Genomic DNA, 21292 nt, shown 5'->3' on the forward strand with positions numbered 1-21292 from the left:
GCGTAGCTTTATTACTCACCATAGGATTATCGGTGCCATGCAAGAACAATATCGTCCAGAAGACATAGAACAACAAGTCCAGCTTCATTGGCAAGAGAAGCAAACGTTCAAAGTGACAGAAGACAGCAGCAAAGAAAAATACTATTGCCTGTCCATGCTACCTTATCCTTCTGGCCGACTACATATGGGCCATGTCCGTAATTATACCATTGGTGATGTGATTTCCCGTTACCAGCGCATGCTGGGCAAAAACGTACTGCAACCTATTGGATGGGATGCATTTGGCTTACCAGCAGAAGGAGCTGCGGTCAAGAATAGTACTGCCCCTGCACCGTGGACTTATTCCAACATTGACTATATGAAAAACCAGTTAAAAAAACTGGGTTTTGGCTATGATTGGGATCGTGAAGTCACCACCTGTACGCCAGAGTACTATCGCTGGGAACAGTGGTTTTTCACTAAATTGTACGAAAAGGATCTGATATACAAAAAAACTTCCGCAGTTAACTGGTGCCCGCATGACCTGACTGTTCTCGCGAATGAACAGGTTATTGATGGCTGCTGCTGGCGTTGTGACACTCAGGTTGAGCGTAAAGAGATCCCGCAATGGTTCATCAAGATCACCGATTATGCAGAAGAGCTACTAAACGATCTGGATAAACTGGAAGATTGGCCAGAACAGGTCAAAACCATGCAGCGCAACTGGATTGGCCGTTCTGAAGGTGTCGAAATCACGTTCAACGTTGCTGACAATCAGGAAAAACTCACCGTTTATACCACACGTCCGGATACCTTCATGGGGGCAACCTATGTCGCTGTGGCGGCGGGTCATCCTCTGGCAAAACAGGCTGCGGAAAATAATCCTGAACTAGAGAAATTCATCGACGAATGCCGCAATACCAAAGTTGCCGAAGCTGATATGGCAACAATGGAGAAAAAAGGTATGCCAACAGGCATGTTTGTCATTCACCCATTGACCAACGAAAAACTCGCTATCTGGGTTGCCAACTTTGTCCTGATGGAATACGGCACAGGTGCGGTTATGGCTGTTCCAGGACACGATCAACGTGACTGGGAATTTGCCACTAAGTACAACCTGCCAATAAAAGCCGTTATTCTTGATAACGATGGCAATGTACCAAACGTTCAGGAAGCGGCTGTTACTGACAAAAATTCACTGGTCAATTCCGGCGAATTCAGTGGCCTGAACCATGAAGAAGGCTTCAATGCTATCGCAGACAAACTGGTTGTAATGGGTGTTGGACAACGTAAGGTCAATTACCGCCTGCGCGACTGGGGCGTTTCTCGTCAACGTTATTGGGGTGCTCCAATACCAATGGCAACACTGGAAGATGGCACTGTTGTTCCTGTTCCAGAAGAGCAATTGCCGGTAGTTTTGCCAGAAGATGTCGTGATGGATGGGATCACCAGCCCAATCAAAGCTGATCCTGAATGGGCAAAAACAACCATCAATGGCCAGCCAGCACGGCTTGAAACCGATACCTTTGATACCTTTATGGAATCCTCATGGTATTACGCACGCTATACCTGCCCAGATTATGATAAAGGTATGTTGGACCCGGCGGCGGCCAACTATTGGTTGCCAGTGGATCAATACATCGGTGGTATTGAACACGCTATCATGCACCTGATGTACTTCCGCTTCTTCCACAAATTGATGCGCGATGCTGGCATGGTCAACTCTGATGAGCCTGCCAAGCGCCTGCTGTGCCAAGGCATGGTTCTGGCTGATGCCTTCTACTACACTGGCAACAGCGGCGAGAAAGTCTGGATATCTCCGGTCGATGCCATTGTTGAACGCGACGAGAAAGGTCGTATTGTAAAAGCAACAGATAAAGACGGTCATGAACTGGTTTATACCGGCATGAGCAAGATGTCGAAATCCAAGAACAACGGTATCGATCCACAAGTTATGGTCGATAAATACGGTGCCGACACTGTTCGTCTGTTCATGATGTTCGCTGCACCACCAGAACTGACTCTGGAATGGCAAGAGTCTGGCGTGGAAGGTGCTAACCGCTTCCTGAAACGTGTTTGGCGTCTGGTTCATGAACACAACAATAAAGGAGCCACCCAGCCACTGGATGTCAGCAACCTGACTACAGAGCAAAAAGATCTGCGCCGTGATTTACACAAAACTATCGCGAAAGTCACTGGCGATATTGGTCGCCGTCAAGCGTTCAACACCGCCATTGCGGCCATTATGGAGCTAATGAATAAACTGACTCGCGCGCCACAGGAAAAAGAGCAAGATCGTGCTTTGATGCAAGAAGCAATAACTGCGATTGTACGTATGCTTTCACCTATTACACCACACGCTTGCTTCGTCATGTGGAAAGCGCTTGGTAATGAGGATGACATAGACATTGCTGCATGGCCACAAGCTGATGAGCAGGCAATGGTAGACGATACTAAACTGGTAATTATCCAAATTAACGGTAAGGTTCGTGGTCGCATTACAGTACCGGCAGATGCAACAAAAGAGTATGTCCAAGAGATGGCAATGCAAGAATACGGTGTGAAGAAATATCTTGAAGGCGTCAGTATCCGCAAAGTCATCTATGTTCCAGGTAAGTTATTGAATCTGGTTGTAGGCTGATAACAGGAGATCCTATTTGTGGTAGAAAATAATCTACGACGTCATATTTACACCTTGTTGCTCGGGTTAGCGGTGCTAGTCACCGCTGGCTGCGGTTTTCATCTTCAGGGCACAACACAGGTACCAAAGGAACTGCAAACATTGCAATTAAGTTCTGGTGACCCATATGGGCCTCTGGCACGGGCAGTTCGCCAGCAACTTCGGCTGAATGATGTCAAAATTATTGAAAATGGTAATGCTTCAGTACCTATCCTGAAACTGGTTGGCTCTAATGAAAACAAAGAGACAGTTTCTATCTTTCAGGATGGTAAAGCGGCTGAACGCCTGTTGGTATTGAATGTTGATGCGCAAGTCCTGATGCCGGATGGTAGCATCTATCCATTGCGGGCAAAGGTTGATCGTTCATTCTTCGATAACCCTTTGGAAGCACTGGCAAAAGATGCAGAAGATGAACTGGTTAAGCAGGAAATGCGCGAACAGGCTGCCCGTCAGCTTATGCGCCAATTGCTGACCGTCCATAGTGCAGAACTCCTGAAAGCCGAGGCAACCCAAAAAGCTGCGGCTACACAGAAGCAATGATCCGACTGTATCCTGAACAACTTCTTTCGCAGCTCAATGAAGAGCTGCGAGGCAGCTACCTGTTGTGGGGCAATGAGCCATTACTATTACAGGAAAGTCAAGACAGCATCCGCAAGGTGGCTGAACAACATGGCTTTATGGAGCATTTCACCTTTACATTGGATAACCATACCGATTGGGATGAAATCTTCAGCCTGTGTCAGTCACTTAGCTTGTTTGCCAGTCGCCAGTCTCTCAACCTGCTACTGCCAGAAAATGGCCCAAATGCCGCAATGGCAGAGCGGCTGACCAAGTTATCAGGGTTACTGCATTCAGATATTCTGCTGACATTGCGTGGGCACAAACTGACTAAAGCACAAGAAAATAGCTCGTGGTTCAAAGCGATTGGGCAAAATGGGGTATATGTCAGTTGTTTGACGCCTGAGCAAAATCGCCTGCCACAATGGGTGGCACAACGTGCCAAAAACATGGGGCTATTGCTGGAAAATGAAGCTAATCAATTACTCTGCTATTGCTATGAAGGAAATCTATTGGCAATGGCCCAGGCCCTAGAACGCCTTTCCCTGCTCTATCCTGATAATCGATTGACACTTCCTCGCGTAGAAGAAGCTGTCAACGATGCGGCTCACTTTTCTCCCTATCATTGGGTTGATGCTTTGTTGGCAGGAAAAATAAAGCGGGCATGGCATATACTGAAACAACTTCGACAAGAAGATACCGAGACGATTATTTTGCTCCGTACTATACAGAGGGAGTTAATGCTGCTCTTGGTACTTAAGCGCCAATATACGACCGTTCCTTTGAAAACGTTGTTTGATCAACACAAGATTTGGCAAAATCGCAGAACATTGCTGTCAACCGCACTACAGCGCCTGTCACAGCGAGAACTGCAATCTGCCATACATTTATTGACCCAGATGGAACTGCGCGTCAAACAGGATTATAGCCAATCCATTTGGGCTGACCTGGAAACGCTTTCCATGTTGTTATGCGGAAAACCATTACCAGAGAGCTTCCTGAATGCTTGAACCTATTGATCCAATCAATATCGATCAAGATATTGATTCAACAACTATTGCCTCAAACAATACCCCAATCAATGCCATTGATTCTACAACCAATGGGAATTCTCCGGTTATTCAGGCTTTATTCGGTGGCACATTCGATCCTATCCATTATGGTCATTTGCGTCCTGTGGAAGCATTGGCTCAATTAGCAGGGCTTAAGCAGGTAATCTTATTACCGAATCATGTTCCCCCGCACCGTCCTCAACCAGAGGCAACCACCCAGCAACGACTGGAAATGGTTCGTCTGGCCGTGCGGGATAATCCCCTGTTTACCGTAGATACCCGTGAACTAGAGCGACAAACTCCCTCTTACACAGTAGAAACACTGAAATCCTTTCGTCAGGAGATCGGCGAGCAACATCCACTGGCATTCATCATTGGTCAGGATTCATTACAAGCCATTCATACTTGGTATAAGTGGGAAGAATTGCTCGACATTTGTCATCTGTTGGTCTGCTCCCGTCCGGGTTATCAAAGTCAACTTTCGGCTTCAGGGATGCAATCGTGGCTTGAAAAGCACCAAATTGATTCGCCACTCCCTCTGAGCCAAAAACCATACGGTTATATTTACCTGGCAGCCACTCCGTTGTTAAACATTTCAGCAACGGATATTCGCCAGCGTCACCTACAAGGGATAAGCTGTGATGACTTGCTTCCCTCATCGATACAAAATTATATCGATTCACAGGGGATATATAAGAAATAACGAAACCATGCGGTGATTTGCAGCTAACTCGCTTACTTTTATAGAGATTGGCATGCTATTATTCTGCGTTACTCAACCAATTTTATGAAATAAAGGTGATCCTTTTGCAAGGCACAGAACTACAACAATTTGTTATTGATAAACTTGAAGATTCCAAAGCACAAGATATTGTTTCTATAGATGTTCGTGGAAAATCCAGTATTACTGACTGCATGGTTATCTGCACCGGAACATCAAATCGCCATCTGATGTCTGTGGCAGATAATCTGGTGGATGACTGCCGCCAAGCCGGCATTATGCCTTTAGGCGTTGAAGGGCAAGGTATTTCAGACTGGATAGTCGTCGATCTTGGCGAAATCATGGTTCATGTAATGCAAGAAGACAGCCGCCGTATGTACGAACTGGAAAAACTCTGGAGCTGAGTTTGAAGTTACAACTGGTCGCTGTAGGAACAAAAATGCCGGACTGGATACAGACCGGCTTTATGGATTATTTGAATCGTTTTCCCAAAGATATGCCTTTTGAGCTTATTGAAATTCCAGCGGGAAAACGGGGCAAAAATGCTGACATCAAGCGCATTCTGGAAAAAGAAGGTGAACAGATGCTGGCTGCCGTTGGTAAAGGTAATCGTATTGTGACTCTGGATATTCCTGGCTCTCGTTGGGATACCCCACAATTGGCACAACAGCTTGAACGCTGGAAGCTGGATGGCAGAAATGTCAGCCTGTTAATTGGAGGCCCTGAAGGATTGGCGCCTGCCTGCAAAGCAGCCGCGGAACAAAGCTGGTCACTTTCTCCTTTAACCATGCCGCATCCTCTTGTACGAGTTCTGGTTGCGGAGAGCCTTTATCGGGCGTGGAGCATCACTACTAACCACCCTTATCATCGGGAATAAACTGGGTAATCTGACACCGTGAATTCTAGCAATGGGATGAAGAATCAACGAACCCCTTTTCGCGATCATTCGGCTGAATCAGCCCTATTCATACGCCGCGCATTCGTGGCGTTTATAGGCATTATTATTTTAACAAGCATCCTATTTGCCAATCTTTATCATCTCCAGATTACGCGCCACGAAGATTACCAGACCCGCTCGAATGGAAATCGTATTAAGCTTGTTCCCATAGCCCCGAGCAGGGGCATCATTTATGACCGTAATGGTACACCGCTGGCGGCTAACCGAACTATTTATCAGTTAGAAATCGTGCCACAAAAAGTCGCTGACCTTGATAAGACATTAAATGAGCTGCGCTCCGTTGTTGGACTGACTGATGAAGATATTGAAACCTTCAAAAAAGAGCGTCAACGCGCACGCCGTTTTACCTCTATTCCTCTAAAAACATCATTGACCCCAGTTCAGGTTGCTCGATTTTCCGTCAATCAATATCGCTTTACGGGACTGGAGATCAAAGGCTACCAACGCCGCTATTACCCTTACGGTTCCGCACTCACCCATGTGATCGGCTACGTCGCTAAAATCAACGACAAGGATGTAGAACGACTAGAAAAAGAAGGTATTCTGGCGGACTACGCAGCTACCCACGATATCGGAAAACTGGGTATTGAACGTTATTACGAATCTGTCCTGCATGGAAAACCGGGTTATGAAGAAGTCGAAGTCAACAACCGCGGTAAAGTGATCCGCCAGCTACATGAACAACCACCACAGGCTGGCAAAGATATTTACCTGTCAATAGACTTAGAGTTACAAACCTATATTGAAGAGATACTGACGACCAGCCGCGCTGGTGTTGTTGTTACCGATCCGCGTACAGGGGAGGTTTTGGCTATGGTGTCCAATCCAAGCTACGATCCGAATCTGTTTGTCGATGGTATTTCGAGTCAGGACTATAAATCTCTGCTCAATGATCCCAATCGTCCCTTAATTAACCGTGCCACACAAGGTGCTTATCCACCAGCATCAACAGTGAAGCCTTTTATTGCCGTTGCAGCCCTCAGTAGTGATGTCATCACCAAGAATACAACAATCAATTCTCCTGGTTGGTGGCAACTGCCAGGTTCAGAAAAGCGTTACCGTGATTGGAAACGCTGGGGACATGGCAAGCTGAATGTGCATAAATCGATTGTTGAATCGGCGGATACTTTTTTCTACCAAGTCGCCTATGATATGGGTATCGATAAACTGTCTGAATGGATGACAAAATTCGGCTATGGTCAATTCACTGGTATCGATCTGAAAGAAGAAAATCCCGGCAATATGCCTACCCGTGAATGGAAACTCAAACGCTATAAAAAACCGTGGTATCAAGGCGATACGATTTCAGTTGGAATCGGTCAAGGATACTGGACTGCAACGCCTATGCAGATGGTAAAAGCCTTAATGATCTTGATTAACGATGGCGTAGTGAAAACACCCCATTTCTTGATGAATACTCGTGTAAATGGCGAAATGCAACCTTACCAGTCGCCAACCAGCGAACCTATTGGGGATATTCATTCAGGATATTGGGAAATTGCTAAAGATGGCATGTACGGTGTTGCCAATGCCCCAAATGGCACAGCGCGCAGAGCCTTTGCCGGTACACCATATAAAGCGGCCGTTAAATCAGGTACTGCTCAGGTTTTCAGTTATGAAACCTACAATGCGAGTAAACTTGCTGAACATCTACGTGACCATAAGCTGATGATTGCCTTTGCGCCCTATGACAACCCGACGGTTGCCGTTTCCATCATTCTTGAAAATGGTGGCTCTGGGCCGCCTGTTGGCACTATTGTTCGTCAAATTCTGGATCATATTTTACTCAGGGATAACAAAAACACCTCTCCTGCCAGTTCCTCTGCGGAGGCAGGAGTAAATCAAGCGACCCAGAACAGAAACTAATTAATTGAGTAACACCATGACAGACTCATCAAACAAGGTTCCTTTCTGGACCCGACTACATATAGATATTCCACTACTGCTATGCGTTCTGGCATTACTGGTCTACAGCCTTTTCATTATGTGGAGCGCCAGCGGGCAAGACATTGATATGATGGAGCGAAAGATAGGACAGGTCATCATGGGTCTTATAATGATGCTTGTCTTGGCTCAGGTTCCTCCACGTATGTACGAAAATTGGGCACCTTATCTCTATATTGTCTGTGTTGTTCTACTCATCTTCGTTGATGTTTTTGGGCAGATTAGTAAGGGAGCGCAGCGCTGGTTGGATCTGGGCATTGTACGTTTCCAGCCGTCAGAAATTGCCAAAATCGCTGTACCTTTGATGGTGGCTCGCTTTATGAATCGAGATCTCTGTCCACCTTCGCTGAAAAATACGGGCATTGCGCTGCTCTTGATCTTTGTCCCTACTCTACTGGTAGCAGCACAACCCGACTTAGGCACATCTATTCTGATTGCCGCTTCTGGGATATTCATCCTATTTCTAGCAGGAATGAATTGGAAACTCATTGGTATTGCCGTTTTACTGCTTGCCTGTTTCATCCCAATTTTGTGGTTCTTCCTGATGCATGATTACCAACGCGCCCGCGTTATGATGCTATTAGATCCAGAAAGTGATCCATTGGGCAAAGGCTACCATATCATTCAGTCCAAAATTGCTATTGGCTCAGGGGGAATGTTTGGAAAAGGTTGGTTGCAAGGCACTCAATCGCAGTTGGAATTCCTGCCAGAGCGGCATACCGACTTTATTTTCGCCGTTCTGTCGGAAGAGATGGGGTTAATTGGCGTCCTGGTTTTGCTCGTACTCTACTTGCTGGTTATTATGCGTGGATTGTTTATTGCAACCAAAGCGCAGAATACTTTTGGCCGAGTCATGGTCGGAGGGTTGGTACTGATTTTCTTTGTCTATGTTTTTGTCAATATCGGCATGGTAAGCGGTATCCTGCCGGTAGTCGGTGTTCCCCTGCCGTTGATTAGTTATGGGGGATCAGCATTAATTGTCCTAATGGCGGGGTTCGGCATTATCATGTCGATACACACGCATCGTAAATTATTGTCCAAAAGCTTATGAGGGAGAAGTTTCATGCGTCAACAGTGGCTTATACTTAGCATCGTAGCTGTACTGATATCAGGCTGTACCACAACAGATAACACTCAGACATCTTCTCTTTCCCCTGTTCCAACTCGTGATGTTTTGGGCGCTGAGCCTCAATATGAGCCTTACCATCCAAGTGCCAACCGAGACTATCAGCGGGACGGGCAAACCTATCACATAGTGCAAGATCCTGCTCACTTTACCCAGACAGGCTATGCCAGTTGGTTCGGTGAAGAAACCAGTGGAAAACTGACAGCAATTGGTGAAAGAGCGAGTCCCTATGCTTTAGCGGCAGCACACCCAACACTGCCTATTCCAAGTTATGTTCGTGTCACCAATTTAAGCAACGGACGCATGATGATTGTTAGGATCAATGATCGAGGACCTTACAATAAACCTGGAAAAATCATCGAATTATCTCATGCAGCAGCAGAACGGCTCAATTTGATGCCACAAAGCAAAGTGAAATTGGATGGTATCCTCATTTCACCTGATGGCTCACTTTCTGGTTTTGGAACAGAAGGATCAACGATTGTTAAAAAGAGCTTTGCTTTACCTGAAAGACCTAATCTCATTTCTCAATCACCAACACCTCCTGCTGTAACAAGCGATTCTGCTGACGAAAATACAGTGAAGCAACCACCGGCTGAACAAAATTCGGTTGAAAATACAACGAACCAGCCGGTCACACCCTCTTCCACCACATCACCTGCGCCTGAACCAACAAACGGTTACATGGTGCAAGTAGGTGCAATTAGTGCTGAACAAAAAGCCAAAGAATGGCAACAGTCATTGAGCCAGCGCTTTAATGTTCAAGGGCGTATTATCCAATTTGGTAATGTCTATCGCGTCCAGTTGGGGCCATTCCATAGCCGCCAGCAAGCAATGGGATTACAAAAGAAATTGACAGATCAGATGCATCAATCCTCGTTTATTGTTGCTCCTTGATCCATGCGCCACAATCACGATAACGCGAGATAAATAGCATCACCGCCTGCTGATATTTTCCTGTCAGCAGGCAGATAAATCTGCTGTACTCAGTTTTGTTTAATGTCAGCTTTTTTTTCATTTGTTATTATGTCACTTATTATCAATCCCTCTCTCACGGATGTTATCTAATCAATCATGAAATACATAGTTACTTCCCGTTTTATTAAAAGAGCCACGTTAGGCATTGTTCTGGCTGCCAGCGTTTCCGCATCTGCCTACGCGGATGATAATTTCAAGACCATGATCCCGGGTGTACCAGAACTGGATTCAGAAGCCTATATTCTGATTGATTACAACTCAGGAAAGGTATTAGCCGAAAAGAATGCAGATATCCGCCGCGATCCCGCAAGTCTGACCAAAATGATGACCAGCTACGTCATTGGCCAAGCCATCAAATCAGGAAAAATCAAACCGGAAGATATTGTTACTGTAGGTAAAGATGCCTGGGCAACGGGTAATCCGGTATTTAAAGGCTCATCTTTGATGTTCTTAAAACCTGGTGACCAAGTTTCTGTCGCTATGCTTTCCCGCGGTATCAACTTGCAATCTGGCAATGATGCATGTGTTGCTATGGCAGATTATGTGGCAGGCAGCCAAGATGCGTTCGTCAGTTTGATGAATCAATATGTGCAAAGTTTGGGACTGAAAAATACCCATTTTCAGACTGTTCATGGTTTGGATGCCAATGGTCAATACAGCTCTGCCCATGATATGGCTTTGATTGGCCAGGCACTAATCCGCGATGTTCCGGATGAGTACTCTATCTACAAAGAAAAAGACTTTACTTACAACAACATTCACCAACCTAATCGTAATGGCTTGCTATGGGATCAGAGCCTGAATGTCGATGGCATTAAAACAGGCCATACCAACGGTGCAGGATATAACCTTGTTGCTTCTGCTACCGAAGGCAATATGCGCCTGATTTCTGCGGTGATGGGTAGCCCAACCTCCAAAGGACGTGAAACCGATAGCAAAAAATTACTGACCTGGGGCTTCCGTTTCTTCGAAACGGTCTCACCACTGCAAGTCGGTAAAGAATTTGCCTCAGAGCCAATCTGGTTTGGTGATACTGATAAGATCCAACTGGGCGTTGACAAAAATGTTTATCTGACTATTCCCCGAGGCCGTTTGAAAGACCTGAAAGCCAGCTATGTATTGAACAATACCGAATTACATGCACCACTTGCTAAAGATCAAGTTGTTGGAACTATCAACTTCCAGCTTGATGGTAAAACCATTGAACAACGTCCATTGGTTGTGATGCAGGAAGTCAAAGAAGGTGGTTTCTTCAGTCGCATGATCGACTATATTCGACTGATGTTTCATCACTGGTTCGGCTGATCTCTTGAAAGCCAGATATTGAGCCTATATTAAATTAGATATCGTTAAAAAATTATCACGCCACGGCAAATCAACCATTATGCCGTGGCAAATATTTTAGGAGCGCCCATGAAAACGAAATTAAATGAACTGCTTGAATTCCCCTGCTCATTCACCTACAAAGTGATGGGTTTGGCTCAACCTGAGCTGGTGGATCATGTTATTGAAGTGGTTCAACGCCATGCCCCGGGCGATTACTCTCCAGTCGTGAAACCCAGCAGCAAGGGCAACTACCATTCCGTATCCATTACCATCAATGCGACACATATTGAGCAAGTTGAAACGTTATATGAAGAGTTAGGTGAGCTGGAGTTGGTTCGCGTTGTGCTGTAATGGTGCAATCACCATTTACTGAAATATAATTCGCTGAAACACAATGCGCTGATTTATACGTCAGCGCATTGTCAATAAAAAAACAGCTTCCATTCACAGCCATCAGCCCCATTTATTGAGCCAGCATTGGAATCAACTTTTGGGGCGACAATCTGTAAAGGATCGCCTGGATTAGCCTGCTTCAACCAATTGGATACCGGCGTATAATTCAAATCAATATAATAATGATAATTATTTCTATTAAAATAAATCGGGATATCCTGAAACGACCGTCAATATTTTCCAAATCAGGAACCCTAAAAATGATAAATGGGAGAAATTATCACTCAAAAACGCCAAAACGCTTTTGAACATAAAATCAGTATTGGGTAAATTTCCAACCGTCCCAACAACATAGCCGCACACATCATCCATTTCGCTATAGGATCAAGATCACCGAAGCCTTGCGCCGTCGCGCCATATCCTATCCCCATGTTATTAATACAAGCAGCAGCAGTGGCAAATGAAGTCATCAAATCATAACCGAGCAAGTTCAATGCCCAGATAAAGAAACAACTAAAAAAAACATAGAGGAAGAAGAACCCCCAGACAGAGCGCAGTACTCTTTCCTGAACCACAGCTTTGCCAATTTTAATCGTTGAGATGGCATTTGGATGAATGAGCTGATTAATCTCACTCACACTCTGTTTTGCCAGGATCATAAAACGGAGGGCTTTAATGCCTCCACATGTTGAGCCCACACAGCCACCAAAAAAACTCACTGCCAGCAATAGCAATATTGTATGGGGAGGCCATTGAGCGTAATCAGAAGTCGCCAAACCATTATCCGTCATCATGGAACTGGTCATGAAAAAACCGTGAACAAATGCTTCTGTCACACCATACATGCCTGAACGGTATAATTCTAACCAGATAATGACAACTATCGCCGCCAGTACCAGTAAGAAAAATTGTAGTTCAGCATTTTTTAGCAACGGTTTTAAGCTCCTACGCGTCAGGGCAACAAAATAAAGCGTAAAGTTGACTGCTGACAGAACTGAAAAAATGCCTCCCACCATTTCAATGGCTGCACTGTCGTAATAGCCAAGACTCTCATTGCGGGTAGAAAATCCCCCCAAAGAAACAGTTGAGATACCATGACAGATAGCATCAAACCATGACATTCCCGCGCCCCAGAAACTGGCCGAACAAAACCCACCCAGCAACAAATATACTACCCATAAACTCTTGGCACTGTCCGCAAGCCGTGGAGTCAACCGTTCTTCTTTGAAAGGACCAGGCATTTCTGATTGATATAATTTGGCACCACCAATCCCCAATAAAGGCAAGATGGCAACGGCAAGGACGATGACACCCAAACCACCAATAAAATTGAGCTGAGCGCGATAATAGAGCACTGACTTGGGCAAGGCTGAAACATCATTCAATACCGTGGCTCCGGTGGTCGTAATGCCAGATATCCCTTCAAACATTGCATCCACCAGATTGATGTTTAAACTTTTATCGAGCACAAAAGGCAAGGCACTTAGCAATGAGAACAACAACCAGAAAAGCACAATGATAAGAAATCCATCTTGCGTACTGGGCTGCGCCTTGATTTTACGGGTAAAGTACCAGCCTATTCCACCTGTAACCAAGCCAATGGCAAATGTCTCAAAAAAAGCAAAAACACTTTTTTCTTTATAAAACAGAGCCACAAAAGTCGGTATCAGCATTGAGAGGCTATAAAGGAGCACCAGAAAACTACAAAGATGCCCAACAATCAGAAATTGGTTTTTTTTGACCATTTGTTAGCTCAAAAGGGGATTAAAAGGTAAATCATCAAAACATATAACTATGATAATATAAAATAAAAATATATTCGTCTAATTAACAATATTATTGTATTAAGGCATTCTCAAACTGGTGGGAATCATCTTACAGCGTTATACTGGCGGGCACTTTTTGTTAATGAATGATGAAATTTCCATTGCAACATAACACCGTTATTTTACGCCAGTTAGGCATTCAGCCCTACGAACCGGTTTCTGATGCCATGCACCAGTTCACCGAGCAACGTACAGCGGAAACACCTGATGAAATCTGGCTTGTCCAACACGAAAAAGTATTTACTCAAGGTCAGGCCGGCAAAGCTGAGCATATACTTGCACCTGGTGATATCCCTATCATCCAGTCAGATAGAGGGGGACAAATCACTTATCATGGCCCCGGGCAGCAGGTCATGTATGTTTTGATTGATTTGAAACGGTCAAAAATTGGAGTACGCCAATTGGTCACTTCAATCGAAAATACCGTAATCGAAACGTTAGCGCATTTTGGCGTGGGATCCTCTGCCCGCCCAGATGCTCCCGGAGTTTATGTCGCAGGTAACAAAATATGTTCCCTTGGATTGCGTATCCGAAAAGGATGCTCTTTCCATGGTCTGGCACTGAATATTGCAATGGACTTACAACCATTTTTACGCATAAACCCTTGTGGTTATGCAGGAATGCAAATGATCCAACTCAGTGACTTCGTCACCGGAGTGACCATTGAAGATGTACAACCCATTCTGGTGGAAAAATTCTGTCAGATCTTGGGATTCCAACTCATCGACGAAAGATGATATAATTTTTTAACATTTTTCAAAAAAATTTGAATGGATTTATTTGCCTCGATATTTTTCTCATAACTATCAGGCAGTAAGTCGAAATCTGAAGAATATAATAACTGGAACCAGCACGATTATGAGTAAACCAATTCAGATGGAACGTGGTGTCAAATACCGCGACGCAGACAAGATGGCGTTGATCCCTGTGAAGACAATCGCCACAGAACGTGAAGTACTCTTGCGTAAACCTGAGTGGATGAAAATCAAACTTCCTGCGGATTCCAGCCGCATTCAGGGTATCAAAGCAGCAATGCGCAAAAATGGGTTGCATTCTGTCTGTGAAGAAGCCTCCTGCCCTAACCTTGCTGAGTGCTTCAACCACGGAACCGCCACTTTTATGATCCTTGGCGCCATCTGTACTCGTCGCTGTCCATTTTGTGACGTAGCCCATGGTCGCCCAAATGCACCCGATGCAAATGAACCTATCAAGCTCGCGCAGACTATCCAGGATATGGGGCTGCGGTATGTCGTTATTACATCTGTTGACCGTGACGATTTGCGTGATGGTGGTGCACAGCATTTTGCTGACTGTATCACGGCTATTCGTGAAAAAAGCCCATCAATTAGAATTGAAACTTTAGTACCAGATTTCCGAGGTCGTATGGATCGTGCGCTGGAAATTCTGACTGCAACTCCCCCTGATGTGTTCAACCACAATTTGGAAAACGTGCCACGGGTTTATCGTCAGGTTCGTCCCGGTGCTAACTATGACTGGTCATTGAAATTGCTGGAAAAATTCAAAGAAGCACATCCAGATATCCCGACTAAATCAGGCTTAATGGTGGGATTAGGCGAAACCAACGAAGAAATTTTAGAAGTTATGCGTGATTTGCGTAGCCACGGTGTCACCATGCTGACATTGGGGCAATATTTACAACCAAGCCGCCATCACCTGCCAGTACAACGTTATGTCAGCCCGGCTGAATTCGATGAAATGAAAGAGGCCGCATTAGAAATGGGCTTTACCCATGCTGCCTGTGGTCCGTTTGTTCGCTCTTCGTACCATGCTGACTTACAGGCCAAAGGCATAGAAGTCAAATAATCTATTGCCACCATCATGATATATATTATATTTGCTGTATTTATTGGTGGTGGCCTGGGTAGCGTATTACGCTGGGTCATCAGCCTCCGCTTGAACACTCCTTCTTCCCCGATTGCCGTTGGTACGCTGATGGCTAATTGTGTTGGCGCATTTATCATTGGATTGGGATTGGCCTATTTTAACAAAGCCACACATCTCGATCCGATTTGGAAACTTATGCTAACGACAGGGTTTTGCGGTGGGCTAACGACCTTTTCCACCTTTTCTGCTGAAGTGGTTTATCTATTGCAAGCAGGAAAAATAGGTTGGGCACTGTTCAGCATTTTGGCGAATGTGACCGGTTCATTGTTGATGACAGCATTTGCTTTTGCGGTAATAAATAAAGATCTTATAAATGTCTAAAAGCTAATGAGATAAAAAAACCCGTTATCAAAACGGGTTTTCAGAATACGGGATTCGAAATTAGATTGCGACAACGTTTGCAGCAGATGGACCTTTCGCACCCTCAGTAATTTCAAACTCTACTTTTTGGCCTTCAGCCAGAGTCTTGAATCCGCTAGACTGAATGGCGGAAAAGTGTACAAAAACATCTTTACTACCATCTTCTGGAGTGATAAAACCAAATCCTTTGGATTCATTAAACCACTTAACGTTACCTTTAATTTTTGACATTAAAACTTACCTTTAATAAAAAAGACACGAACTCTGTGTCACGTACAGTACAGCAAATAATATAGTCCACTGTCTGCAACATAGATCACGAAACATATAACCGAATGTAAAAAAACATACTTTTTGTTTAATTACACTGATTGATTTTATACGCCAATGGTGATTTCACAAATAAATTAGCGTTTTATTTTAATTCTGTTTACTTTTCACCTTTCTATTCTTTTCATGATTAAGTAGCCACCTTTTGATATCCAGCCCACCGGTATAGCCAACCAATTTACCATCATGTCCAATCACGCGATGACAAGGCACAATTAATGAAATAGGGTTGCGTGAATTTGCCATACCGACTGCACGACAATAATTTACCGATCCCAACGTTAGTGCCAATTGTTTATAACTCCACATTTCGCCATAAGGAATTTTACAAAGTTGCTGCCAAACACGTTGTTGGAATTCAGTTCCCTGCATACTCAAAGGAACGGTAAACGTTAATCGTTTCCCTTTAAAATATTCCTGCAACTCTTTCGTGCACTGCTTGGTTATCACACTCTTCGATTCTAATTCTTTCTTTTCGTTGACGAAATAGATACTGGTTACTCCTTCATCGTCCGCAGTGATATGTACATAAGGCTTGGGAAATCCTTCTGGAGTATTCAGGTAATGATGATACATAAACTACCTCCATTTAATTTATTATTAAAAATTTCAGTACTAGCCTAAATCTCTCATCCATCAATTTGCAATGATGAATTCGGTTACACATCTGACAATTTGATAAAGAAATCATCGCGCCCTCTGACAATTAAAATTATGGCTCTGCCAATAAGTTATAACACTTTATTTTTAATGTCACCTATTTAAAAAAGATCAAAACACTATATATAGATAAAATAATTAAATAAAACACCATATATAGTATAATTTTCACAATTAAATTATCTCAATATAATACACATATGTTAGCATTTATTATTATTAAATAATATAACACCCAGAAATTTTACTAGAAGTGTTATCATTTATGGCAAACACAGTGGTATGTCATCGGTTGGTTCTACATTTAGAAAACAACAATCGGGGGGCTAATTCCCCAAGAGATACACTACACTGCTACCAATCAACTCAATGGTGCGAAAAAGCTAGTTATATCCAAGTATTAACAGCGTTCACTCACAAACTGTGTGAAAAGCATCTCTCAGGCATTCAAGACTCTGATTCTTTTTTTCGACAATGACTATTTTCCATCCTTAAAGCGGTGAAATGATGAACCAGACACAATGTATTTCAATTCGTTATTTCACCAATTATTAGATATTAAATTATATATCTATTAATACTCTGTTCAATATAAAAACTCACTGAAAAATGATCTAAAAAATTCAAAACATAGAAAATGCATAAAGTAAATATCGGACACTAAATTTCAACTCAATACCATGCAGTGAATCAATTATAAAAAGCAACAAATATAAATGACATATGCTATTGTTATAGCATTATTTATATACCGGGAAATTCAATTTGACACCTTGAAAATAGAATTACATTCACTAATCTCTCAAATATATTATGATGATAATGTAAACTCATCAATTTTTCATAGTTAGAATATGTTCCACCATCAACATCAAAAACAAGCATAAAAAAACAAAAAATCATAAAATTCAATATAATGCTCCAAAAAACCAAATCAATACCAAAAAAAACTCACCTTACCATCTCCAATATTATGTCATAGCAAAACATAATTTTTTATTAATGATATTAAATAAAGGGTTGTCAGTGCATTTTAATATGTTAGGGTATATGTTGGTAAAATATCAGCGGAGTAATTGAACGCAATATATCATCAACAACAGGAAAATATTATTCCATGACTGTTAAACTTGAAGTTAAGAATCTCTATAAAATATTTGGCAATAATCCTGGGCCAGCATTTAAGTTATTAGCGTCTGGTCTCAGTAAAGAACAAATACTTGAAAAAATAGGTCTCACCGTCGGTGTTCAAGATGTCAATCTGGCCATTGAAGAAGGCGAAATATTTGTGATCATGGGATTATCTGGTTCAGGTAAATCCACACTAGTACGTCTTCTCAATCGTCTGATAGAGCCTACCAAAGGCCATGTACTTATTGACGGCGAAGATATTTCCACCATCACAGAAACTCAGCTACGGGATGTTCGCCGCAGTAAGATCAGCATGGTTTTCCAATCATTTGCACTTATGCCACATTTGAATATTCTGGAAAATACGGCGTTTGGTATGGAGCTTGCGGGCGTCCCCAAAGAAGAACGTCATCAAAAAGCCCTTGAAACACTGCAACAAGTCAATCTCGAAAGCTACGCTCTATCCTATCCCAATGAACTTTCCGGTGGTATGCAGCAACGTATTGGGTTAGCCAGGGCTTTGGCTAACAATCCCGATATTCTGTTAATGGACGAAGCCTTCTCAGCCCTTGATCCTTTAATCCGTGCCGAAATGCAAGATGAATTACTGCGCCTGCAAGGGGAACACCAACGTACAGTTGTTTTTATTTCCCACGATCTGGATGAAGCAATGCGTATCGGTGATCGCATTGCCATCATGCAAGATGGCATTGTCGTACAAGTCGGCACGCCTGATGAAATCATGAATAGCCCCGCTAATGATTATGTTAAAACATTCTTCCGTGGTGTGGATGTTGGGCATGTTTTCTCAGCCAAAGACATTGCTCGCCGTCGGCCAGAAACATTGCTTCATGCCGCAGCAGGTTTTGGTCCCCGTTCTGCATTGAAAGTGCTGGATAATGAAGACAGAAACTATGGCTATTTAATCGAAAAAGGTCAGAAGTTTATTGGCGTGGTATCTGTCAATTCCCTGCAACAAGCATTGGCAGAGAAAAAATCCATTGAACATGCTGTATTGGAAAAACCAACCGCCGTTTCGGCAGATATTCCGTTGAATGAATTGATATCCACCGTCGCGCAATCTCCCTGTGCCGTTCCTGTCATAGATGACAATAATCGTTATTTAGGTGTCATTTCCAAAGGAATATTGCTACAGGCCTTAGATAAGGAAGCACCCAATGGACAATAACTCTCCACAGACAGTCACTGATCCCACCAACAGCAGTGATCCTTGGATGGATAGTGGCACCGCTGCTCCTTCATCAAACCACGATTGGCTGAATACTTCTGCAACCAATATTCCTCCAGAACACTTTAATTTCATGTCACCTTTTCAACATAAGCTAATTCCGTTTGACTCATGGGTGACTAATATCATCGATTGGGCTGTCGTACACTTCCGGCCTGTTTTTCAAGTAATCCGCGTTCCAGTCGATTTTGTCCTCAATGGTTTTGAACAGTTTCTGACCACACTGCCCCCTCCCATCACCATTTTGTTTTTTGCATTACTGGCCTGGCAAGTTGCTGGTGCAGGAATAGGCGTTATTTCTTTAATTTCGTTGATCATGATCGGTGCAATTGGGGCATGGTCAGAAGCTATGATAACCATGGCTCTAGTGCTAACTGCCCTACTGTTCTGCCTTATAATTGGACTTCCTCTTGGGATCGGATTGGCTCGCAATGAACGGCTAGCCAAAATTGTTCGCCCCTTGCTAGATGCCATGCAAACCACTCCTGCTTTCGTTTATCTCGTTCCCATCGTAATGCTATTTGGCATAGGGAATGTACCCGGTGTCATCGTCACCATCATTTTTGCGTTACCTCCCATTATTCGCCTGACAATTTTGGGAATAAAACAAGTTCCATCAGATTTAATTGAAGCCGCCAGATCATTTGGGGCAAGCCCACGGCAAATGCTGTTCAAAGTTCAATTACCGTTGGCGATGCCTACAATTATGGCGGGTGTGAATCAAACATTGATGTTAGCACTTTCTATGGTCGTTATCGCTTCCATGATTGCGGTTGGCGGCTTGGGACTGATGGTATTACGTGGTATTGGCCGTCTTGATATAGGATTGGCAGCCGTTGGCGGTACAGGAATTGTCATTCTTGCCATTATCCTTGATCGCCTGACTCAATCTTTGGGCAAAAATCATCGAACCAAAGGAGGACGCTGGTATCACTCTGGGCCAATAGGATTACTGCACCTGCTTTTTCTCTCAATTCGCTCAATTAAGAAAAAAGCCGCCCATCAAAATCATGCCAGTAAAAATAATACGCCCAAAACGATATCCGACCTGGTAACAAAAGGAGGAAACAACCATGCACATAATCACCTTATGCAAAAAGATCATGAATAAGGGGATAATTTTTGCAACGCTTCTCATGGCATTCATAAGCCTCTCATTATCCTCAATAGCATCTGCCACTGACCTTCCCGGCAAAGGTATCAGTGTACAACCGCTACAAAGTACAATCAGTGAAGAAACATTTCAGACTTTGATTGTCTGCAAAGCCTTGGAAAAACTCGGCTATGACGTCAAACCGATCAAAGAAGTTGATTATAACGTCGCTTACACCTCCATTGCTTCTGGTGATGCCACATTTATGGCCGTCAATTGGGTACCACTCCATGATGCCCCATACAAAGCTGCCGGAGGAGATAATATCTTCTATCGCAAGGGAAGTTATGTTGTAAATGCGGCTCAAGGGTATCTTATTGATAAAAAAACCGCAGAAAAATATCACATTACCAATATCGCTCAATTGAAAGATCCTAAACTTGCCAAGCTGTTTGATAGTAATGGAGATGGAAAAGCAGACTTGACAGGCTGTAACCCTGGATGGGGGTGTGAAAGAGCGATCAATCATCACTTAGCTGCTTATGGATTAGAGAATACCGTGGAGCAAAACCAAGGCAATTATGCAGCTATGATGGCTGACACTATTGCCCGTTATCGGGAAGGTAAACCTATCCTCTATTATACTTGGACACCTTACTGGGTGAGTGATGTACTAAAACCCGGAAAAGATGTCGTCTGGCTTCAAGTCCCCTTTTCTGCTATCGGTGAGGGAGAAACCATCAATACTCAGTTGCCTAACGGTCGTAACTATGGCTTCCCTCCCAGTTCCATGCATATCGTGGCAAACAAAACGTGGGCAGAAAAGAACCCTGCTGCTGCGAAACTTTTTGCTGTTATGGCCTTACCTATTGCTGATATCAGTGCTCAAAATCAGCTCATGCATAACGCCAAAATTTCAGAAGCTGATATTGAACGTCAAGCTGAAGACTGGATCAAAACACATCGGAAAACGGTAGATGGCTGGCTAAAAGCAGCCAAAAAAGTCGCTCACAAAGCATAAAT

21 protein-coding genes are annotated in these 21292 nt (G+C 43.6%); 17 read left to right on the top strand and 4 right to left on the bottom strand.

Translation table 11 applies throughout. The features are described from left to right. Positions 1–37 precede the first annotated feature (37 nt). The 9 genes from leuS (at position 38) to rlpA (ending at position 9915) form a co-directional block, all read left to right on the top strand. Positions 38–2620 (top strand): leucine--tRNA ligase, encoded by a 2583-nt coding sequence (leuS, locus tag Xentx_RS01350; protein ID WP_074018463.1) that lies wholly within the window; start codon positions 38–40, stop codon positions 2618–2620. Positions 2621–2638: 18 nt separating this feature from the next. Further along, entirely contained in the window at positions 2639–3199 is a 561-nt protein-coding gene (lptE, locus tag Xentx_RS01355) for an LPS assembly lipoprotein LptE (protein WP_074018464.1), read from the top strand. Continuing rightward, positions 3196–4227 (top strand): DNA polymerase III subunit delta, encoded by a 1032-nt coding sequence (holA, locus tag Xentx_RS01360; protein WP_074018465.1) that lies wholly within the window; start codon positions 3196–3198, stop codon positions 4225–4227. Before lptE ends, holA begins: the two co-directional genes overlap by 4 nt. Continuing rightward, positions 4220–4972, top strand: a complete 753-nt coding sequence (nadD, locus tag Xentx_RS01365; RefSeq protein ID WP_083600841.1) for a nicotinate-nucleotide adenylyltransferase — start codon at positions 4220–4222, stop codon at positions 4970–4972. The genes holA and nadD overlap by 8 nt, the downstream gene beginning before the upstream one ends. Positions 4973–5067: 95 nt before the next feature. Next, positions 5068–5394, top strand: coding sequence for a ribosome silencing factor (gene rsfS, locus Xentx_RS01370; RefSeq protein ID WP_074018466.1), 327 nt, complete (start codon positions 5068–5070; stop codon positions 5392–5394). Positions 5395–5396: 2 nt separating this feature from the next. Next, a complete protein-coding gene (rlmH, locus tag Xentx_RS01375; RefSeq protein ID WP_074018467.1) occupies positions 5397–5867 on the top strand; it encodes a 23S rRNA (pseudouridine(1915)-N(3))-methyltransferase RlmH in 471 nt (156 codons plus the stop codon). Positions 5868–5903: 36 nt separating this feature from the next. After that, positions 5904–7814, top strand: coding sequence for a peptidoglycan DD-transpeptidase MrdA (mrdA, locus tag Xentx_RS01380; RefSeq protein ID WP_074018468.1), 1911 nt, complete (start codon positions 5904–5906; stop codon positions 7812–7814). A gap of 16 nt (positions 7815–7830) precedes the next feature. Further along, a complete protein-coding gene (gene mrdB / locus Xentx_RS01385; RefSeq protein ID WP_074018469.1) occupies positions 7831–8943 on the top strand; it encodes a peptidoglycan glycosyltransferase MrdB in 1113 nt (370 codons plus the stop codon). A gap of 12 nt (positions 8944–8955) precedes the next feature. Continuing rightward, on the top strand, positions 8956–9915 hold the full coding sequence (gene rlpA, locus Xentx_RS01390; RefSeq protein ID WP_074018470.1) for an endolytic peptidoglycan transglycosylase RlpA: 960 nt from the start codon (positions 8956–8958) through the stop codon (positions 9913–9915). Here rlpA and Xentx_RS19325 read toward each other — a convergent pair. After that, on the bottom strand, positions 9899–10036 hold the full coding sequence (locus Xentx_RS19325; RefSeq protein WP_208607522.1) for a hypothetical protein: 138 nt from the start codon (positions 10034–10036) through the stop codon (positions 9899–9901). The two genes, rlpA and Xentx_RS19325, sit on opposite strands and share 17 nt — an antisense overlap. A 56-nt stretch (positions 10037–10092) precedes the next feature. Here Xentx_RS19325 and dacA point away from each other — a divergent pair, with 56 nt between their 5' ends. Then, positions 10093–11301: a D-alanyl-D-alanine carboxypeptidase DacA gene (gene dacA / locus Xentx_RS01395; RefSeq protein ID WP_074018471.1), complete on the top strand. Its 1209-nt coding sequence runs from the start codon at positions 10093–10095 to the stop codon at positions 11299–11301. A gap of 108 nt (positions 11302–11409) precedes the next feature. Beyond that, entirely contained in the window at positions 11410–11673 is a 264-nt protein-coding gene (gene ybeD, locus Xentx_RS01400; protein WP_074018472.1) for a DUF493 family protein YbeD, read from the top strand. Positions 11674–11999: 326 nt separating this feature from the next. On the opposite strand, the gene Xentx_RS01405 is transcribed toward ybeD, so the two are convergent. Next, positions 12000–13460, bottom strand: coding sequence for a TrkH family potassium uptake protein (locus Xentx_RS01405; RefSeq protein WP_074018473.1), 1461 nt, complete (start codon positions 13458–13460; stop codon positions 12000–12002). A 170-nt stretch (positions 13461–13630) separates the two neighbouring features. On the opposite strand from Xentx_RS01405, the gene lipB reads away from it, so the two are divergent. The 3 genes from lipB to crcB all read left to right on the top strand — a co-directional run bounded on the left by lipB (position 13631) and on the right by crcB (position 15767). Next, positions 13631–14278, top strand: a complete 648-nt coding sequence (gene lipB / locus Xentx_RS01410) for a lipoyl(octanoyl) transferase LipB (RefSeq protein ID WP_415843317.1) — start codon at positions 13631–13633, stop codon at positions 14276–14278. Positions 14279–14399: 121 nt separating this feature from the next. Further along, entirely contained in the window at positions 14400–15365 is a 966-nt protein-coding gene (gene lipA / locus Xentx_RS01415) for a lipoyl synthase (RefSeq protein ID WP_074018474.1), read from the top strand. A 15-nt stretch (positions 15366–15380) separates the two neighbouring features. Continuing rightward, positions 15381–15767: a fluoride efflux transporter CrcB gene (gene crcB, locus Xentx_RS01420; protein ID WP_074018475.1), complete on the top strand. Its 387-nt coding sequence runs from the start codon at positions 15381–15383 to the stop codon at positions 15765–15767. A gap of 60 nt (positions 15768–15827) precedes the next feature. On the opposite strand, the gene cspE is transcribed toward crcB, so the two are convergent. Continuing rightward, positions 15828–16037: a transcription antiterminator/RNA stability regulator CspE gene (cspE, locus tag Xentx_RS01425; protein ID WP_047769142.1), complete on the bottom strand. Its 210-nt coding sequence runs from the start codon at positions 16035–16037 to the stop codon at positions 15828–15830. Positions 16038–16226: 189 nt separating this feature from the next. After that, positions 16227–16712, bottom strand: a complete 486-nt coding sequence (locus Xentx_RS01430) for a methylated-DNA--[protein]-cysteine S-methyltransferase (RefSeq protein ID WP_074018476.1) — start codon at positions 16710–16712, stop codon at positions 16227–16229. A gap of 1201 nt (positions 16713–17913) precedes the next feature. Between Xentx_RS01430 and proV the strand changes: the two genes are divergently transcribed. From proV to proX, 3 genes are read left to right on the top strand one after another with little or no spacing between them, the layout of a single operon-like run. Beyond that, the gene (proV, locus tag Xentx_RS01435; RefSeq protein ID WP_074018477.1) at positions 17914–19116 is read left to right on the top strand and encodes a glycine betaine/L-proline ABC transporter ATP-binding protein ProV; all 1203 of its coding nucleotides are present in this window, start codon (positions 17914–17916) and stop codon (positions 19114–19116) included. After that, positions 19106–20287: a glycine betaine/L-proline ABC transporter permease ProW gene (gene proW / locus Xentx_RS01440; RefSeq protein ID WP_083600842.1), complete on the top strand. Its 1182-nt coding sequence runs from the start codon at positions 19106–19108 to the stop codon at positions 20285–20287. Before proV ends, proW begins: the two co-directional genes overlap by 11 nt. Continuing rightward, the gene (gene proX, locus Xentx_RS01445; protein ID WP_074018506.1) at positions 20280–21290 is read left to right on the top strand and encodes a glycine betaine/L-proline ABC transporter substrate-binding protein ProX; all 1011 of its coding nucleotides are present in this window, start codon (positions 20280–20282) and stop codon (positions 21288–21290) included. The genes proW and proX overlap by 8 nt, the downstream gene beginning before the upstream one ends. The last annotated feature ends 2 nt before the right edge of the window (positions 21291–21292 follow it).

It is taken from the genome of Xenorhabdus thuongxuanensis (assembly GCF_001908095.1).
Taxonomy (GTDB): Bacteria; Pseudomonadota; Gammaproteobacteria; order Enterobacterales; family Enterobacteriaceae; genus Xenorhabdus; species Xenorhabdus thuongxuanensis.

Bases quoted from the DNA above. Each gene is read 5' to 3' on its own strand.
- leuS (WP_074018463.1), top strand. From the start codon at position 38: ATGCAAGAACAATATCGTCCAGAAGACATAGAACAACAAGTCCAGCTT.
- holA (WP_074018465.1), top strand. From the start codon at position 3,196: ATGATCCGACTGTATCCTGAACAACTTCTTTCGCAGCTCAATGAAGAG.
- nadD (WP_083600841.1), top strand. From the start codon at position 4,220: ATGCTTGAACCTATTGATCCAATCAATATCGATCAAGATATTGATTCA.
- mrdA (WP_074018468.1), top strand. From the start codon at position 5,904: ATGAAGAATCAACGAACCCCTTTTCGCGATCATTCGGCTGAATCAGCC.
- mrdB (WP_074018469.1), top strand. From the start codon at position 7,831: ATGACAGACTCATCAAACAAGGTTCCTTTCTGGACCCGACTACATATA.
- rlpA (WP_074018470.1), top strand. From the start codon at position 8,956: ATGCGTCAACAGTGGCTTATACTTAGCATCGTAGCTGTACTGATATCA.
- Xentx_RS19325 (WP_208607522.1), bottom strand. From the start codon at position 10,036: ATGAAAAAAAAGCTGACATTAAACAAAACTGAGTACAGCAGATTTATC.
- dacA (WP_074018471.1), top strand. From the start codon at position 10,093: ATGAAATACATAGTTACTTCCCGTTTTATTAAAAGAGCCACGTTAGGC.
- ybeD (WP_074018472.1), top strand. From the start codon at position 11,410: ATGAAAACGAAATTAAATGAACTGCTTGAATTCCCCTGCTCATTCACC.
- Xentx_RS01405 (WP_074018473.1), bottom strand. From the start codon at position 13,460: ATGGTCAAAAAAAACCAATTTCTGATTGTTGGGCATCTTTGTAGTTTT.
- lipB (WP_415843317.1), top strand. From the start codon at position 13,631: ATGAAATTTCCATTGCAACATAACACCGTTATTTTACGCCAGTTAGGC.
- lipA (WP_074018474.1), top strand. From the start codon at position 14,400: ATGAGTAAACCAATTCAGATGGAACGTGGTGTCAAATACCGCGACGCA.
- crcB (WP_074018475.1), top strand. From the start codon at position 15,381: ATGATATATATTATATTTGCTGTATTTATTGGTGGTGGCCTGGGTAGC.
- cspE (WP_047769142.1), bottom strand. From the start codon at position 16,037: ATGTCAAAAATTAAAGGTAACGTTAAGTGGTTTAATGAATCCAAAGGA.
- Xentx_RS01430 (WP_074018476.1), bottom strand. From the start codon at position 16,712: ATGTATCATCATTACCTGAATACTCCAGAAGGATTTCCCAAGCCTTAT.
- proV (WP_074018477.1), top strand. From the start codon at position 17,914: ATGACTGTTAAACTTGAAGTTAAGAATCTCTATAAAATATTTGGCAAT.
- proW (WP_083600842.1), top strand. From the start codon at position 19,106: ATGGACAATAACTCTCCACAGACAGTCACTGATCCCACCAACAGCAGT.
- proX (WP_074018506.1), top strand. From the start codon at position 20,280: ATGAATAAGGGGATAATTTTTGCAACGCTTCTCATGGCATTCATAAGC.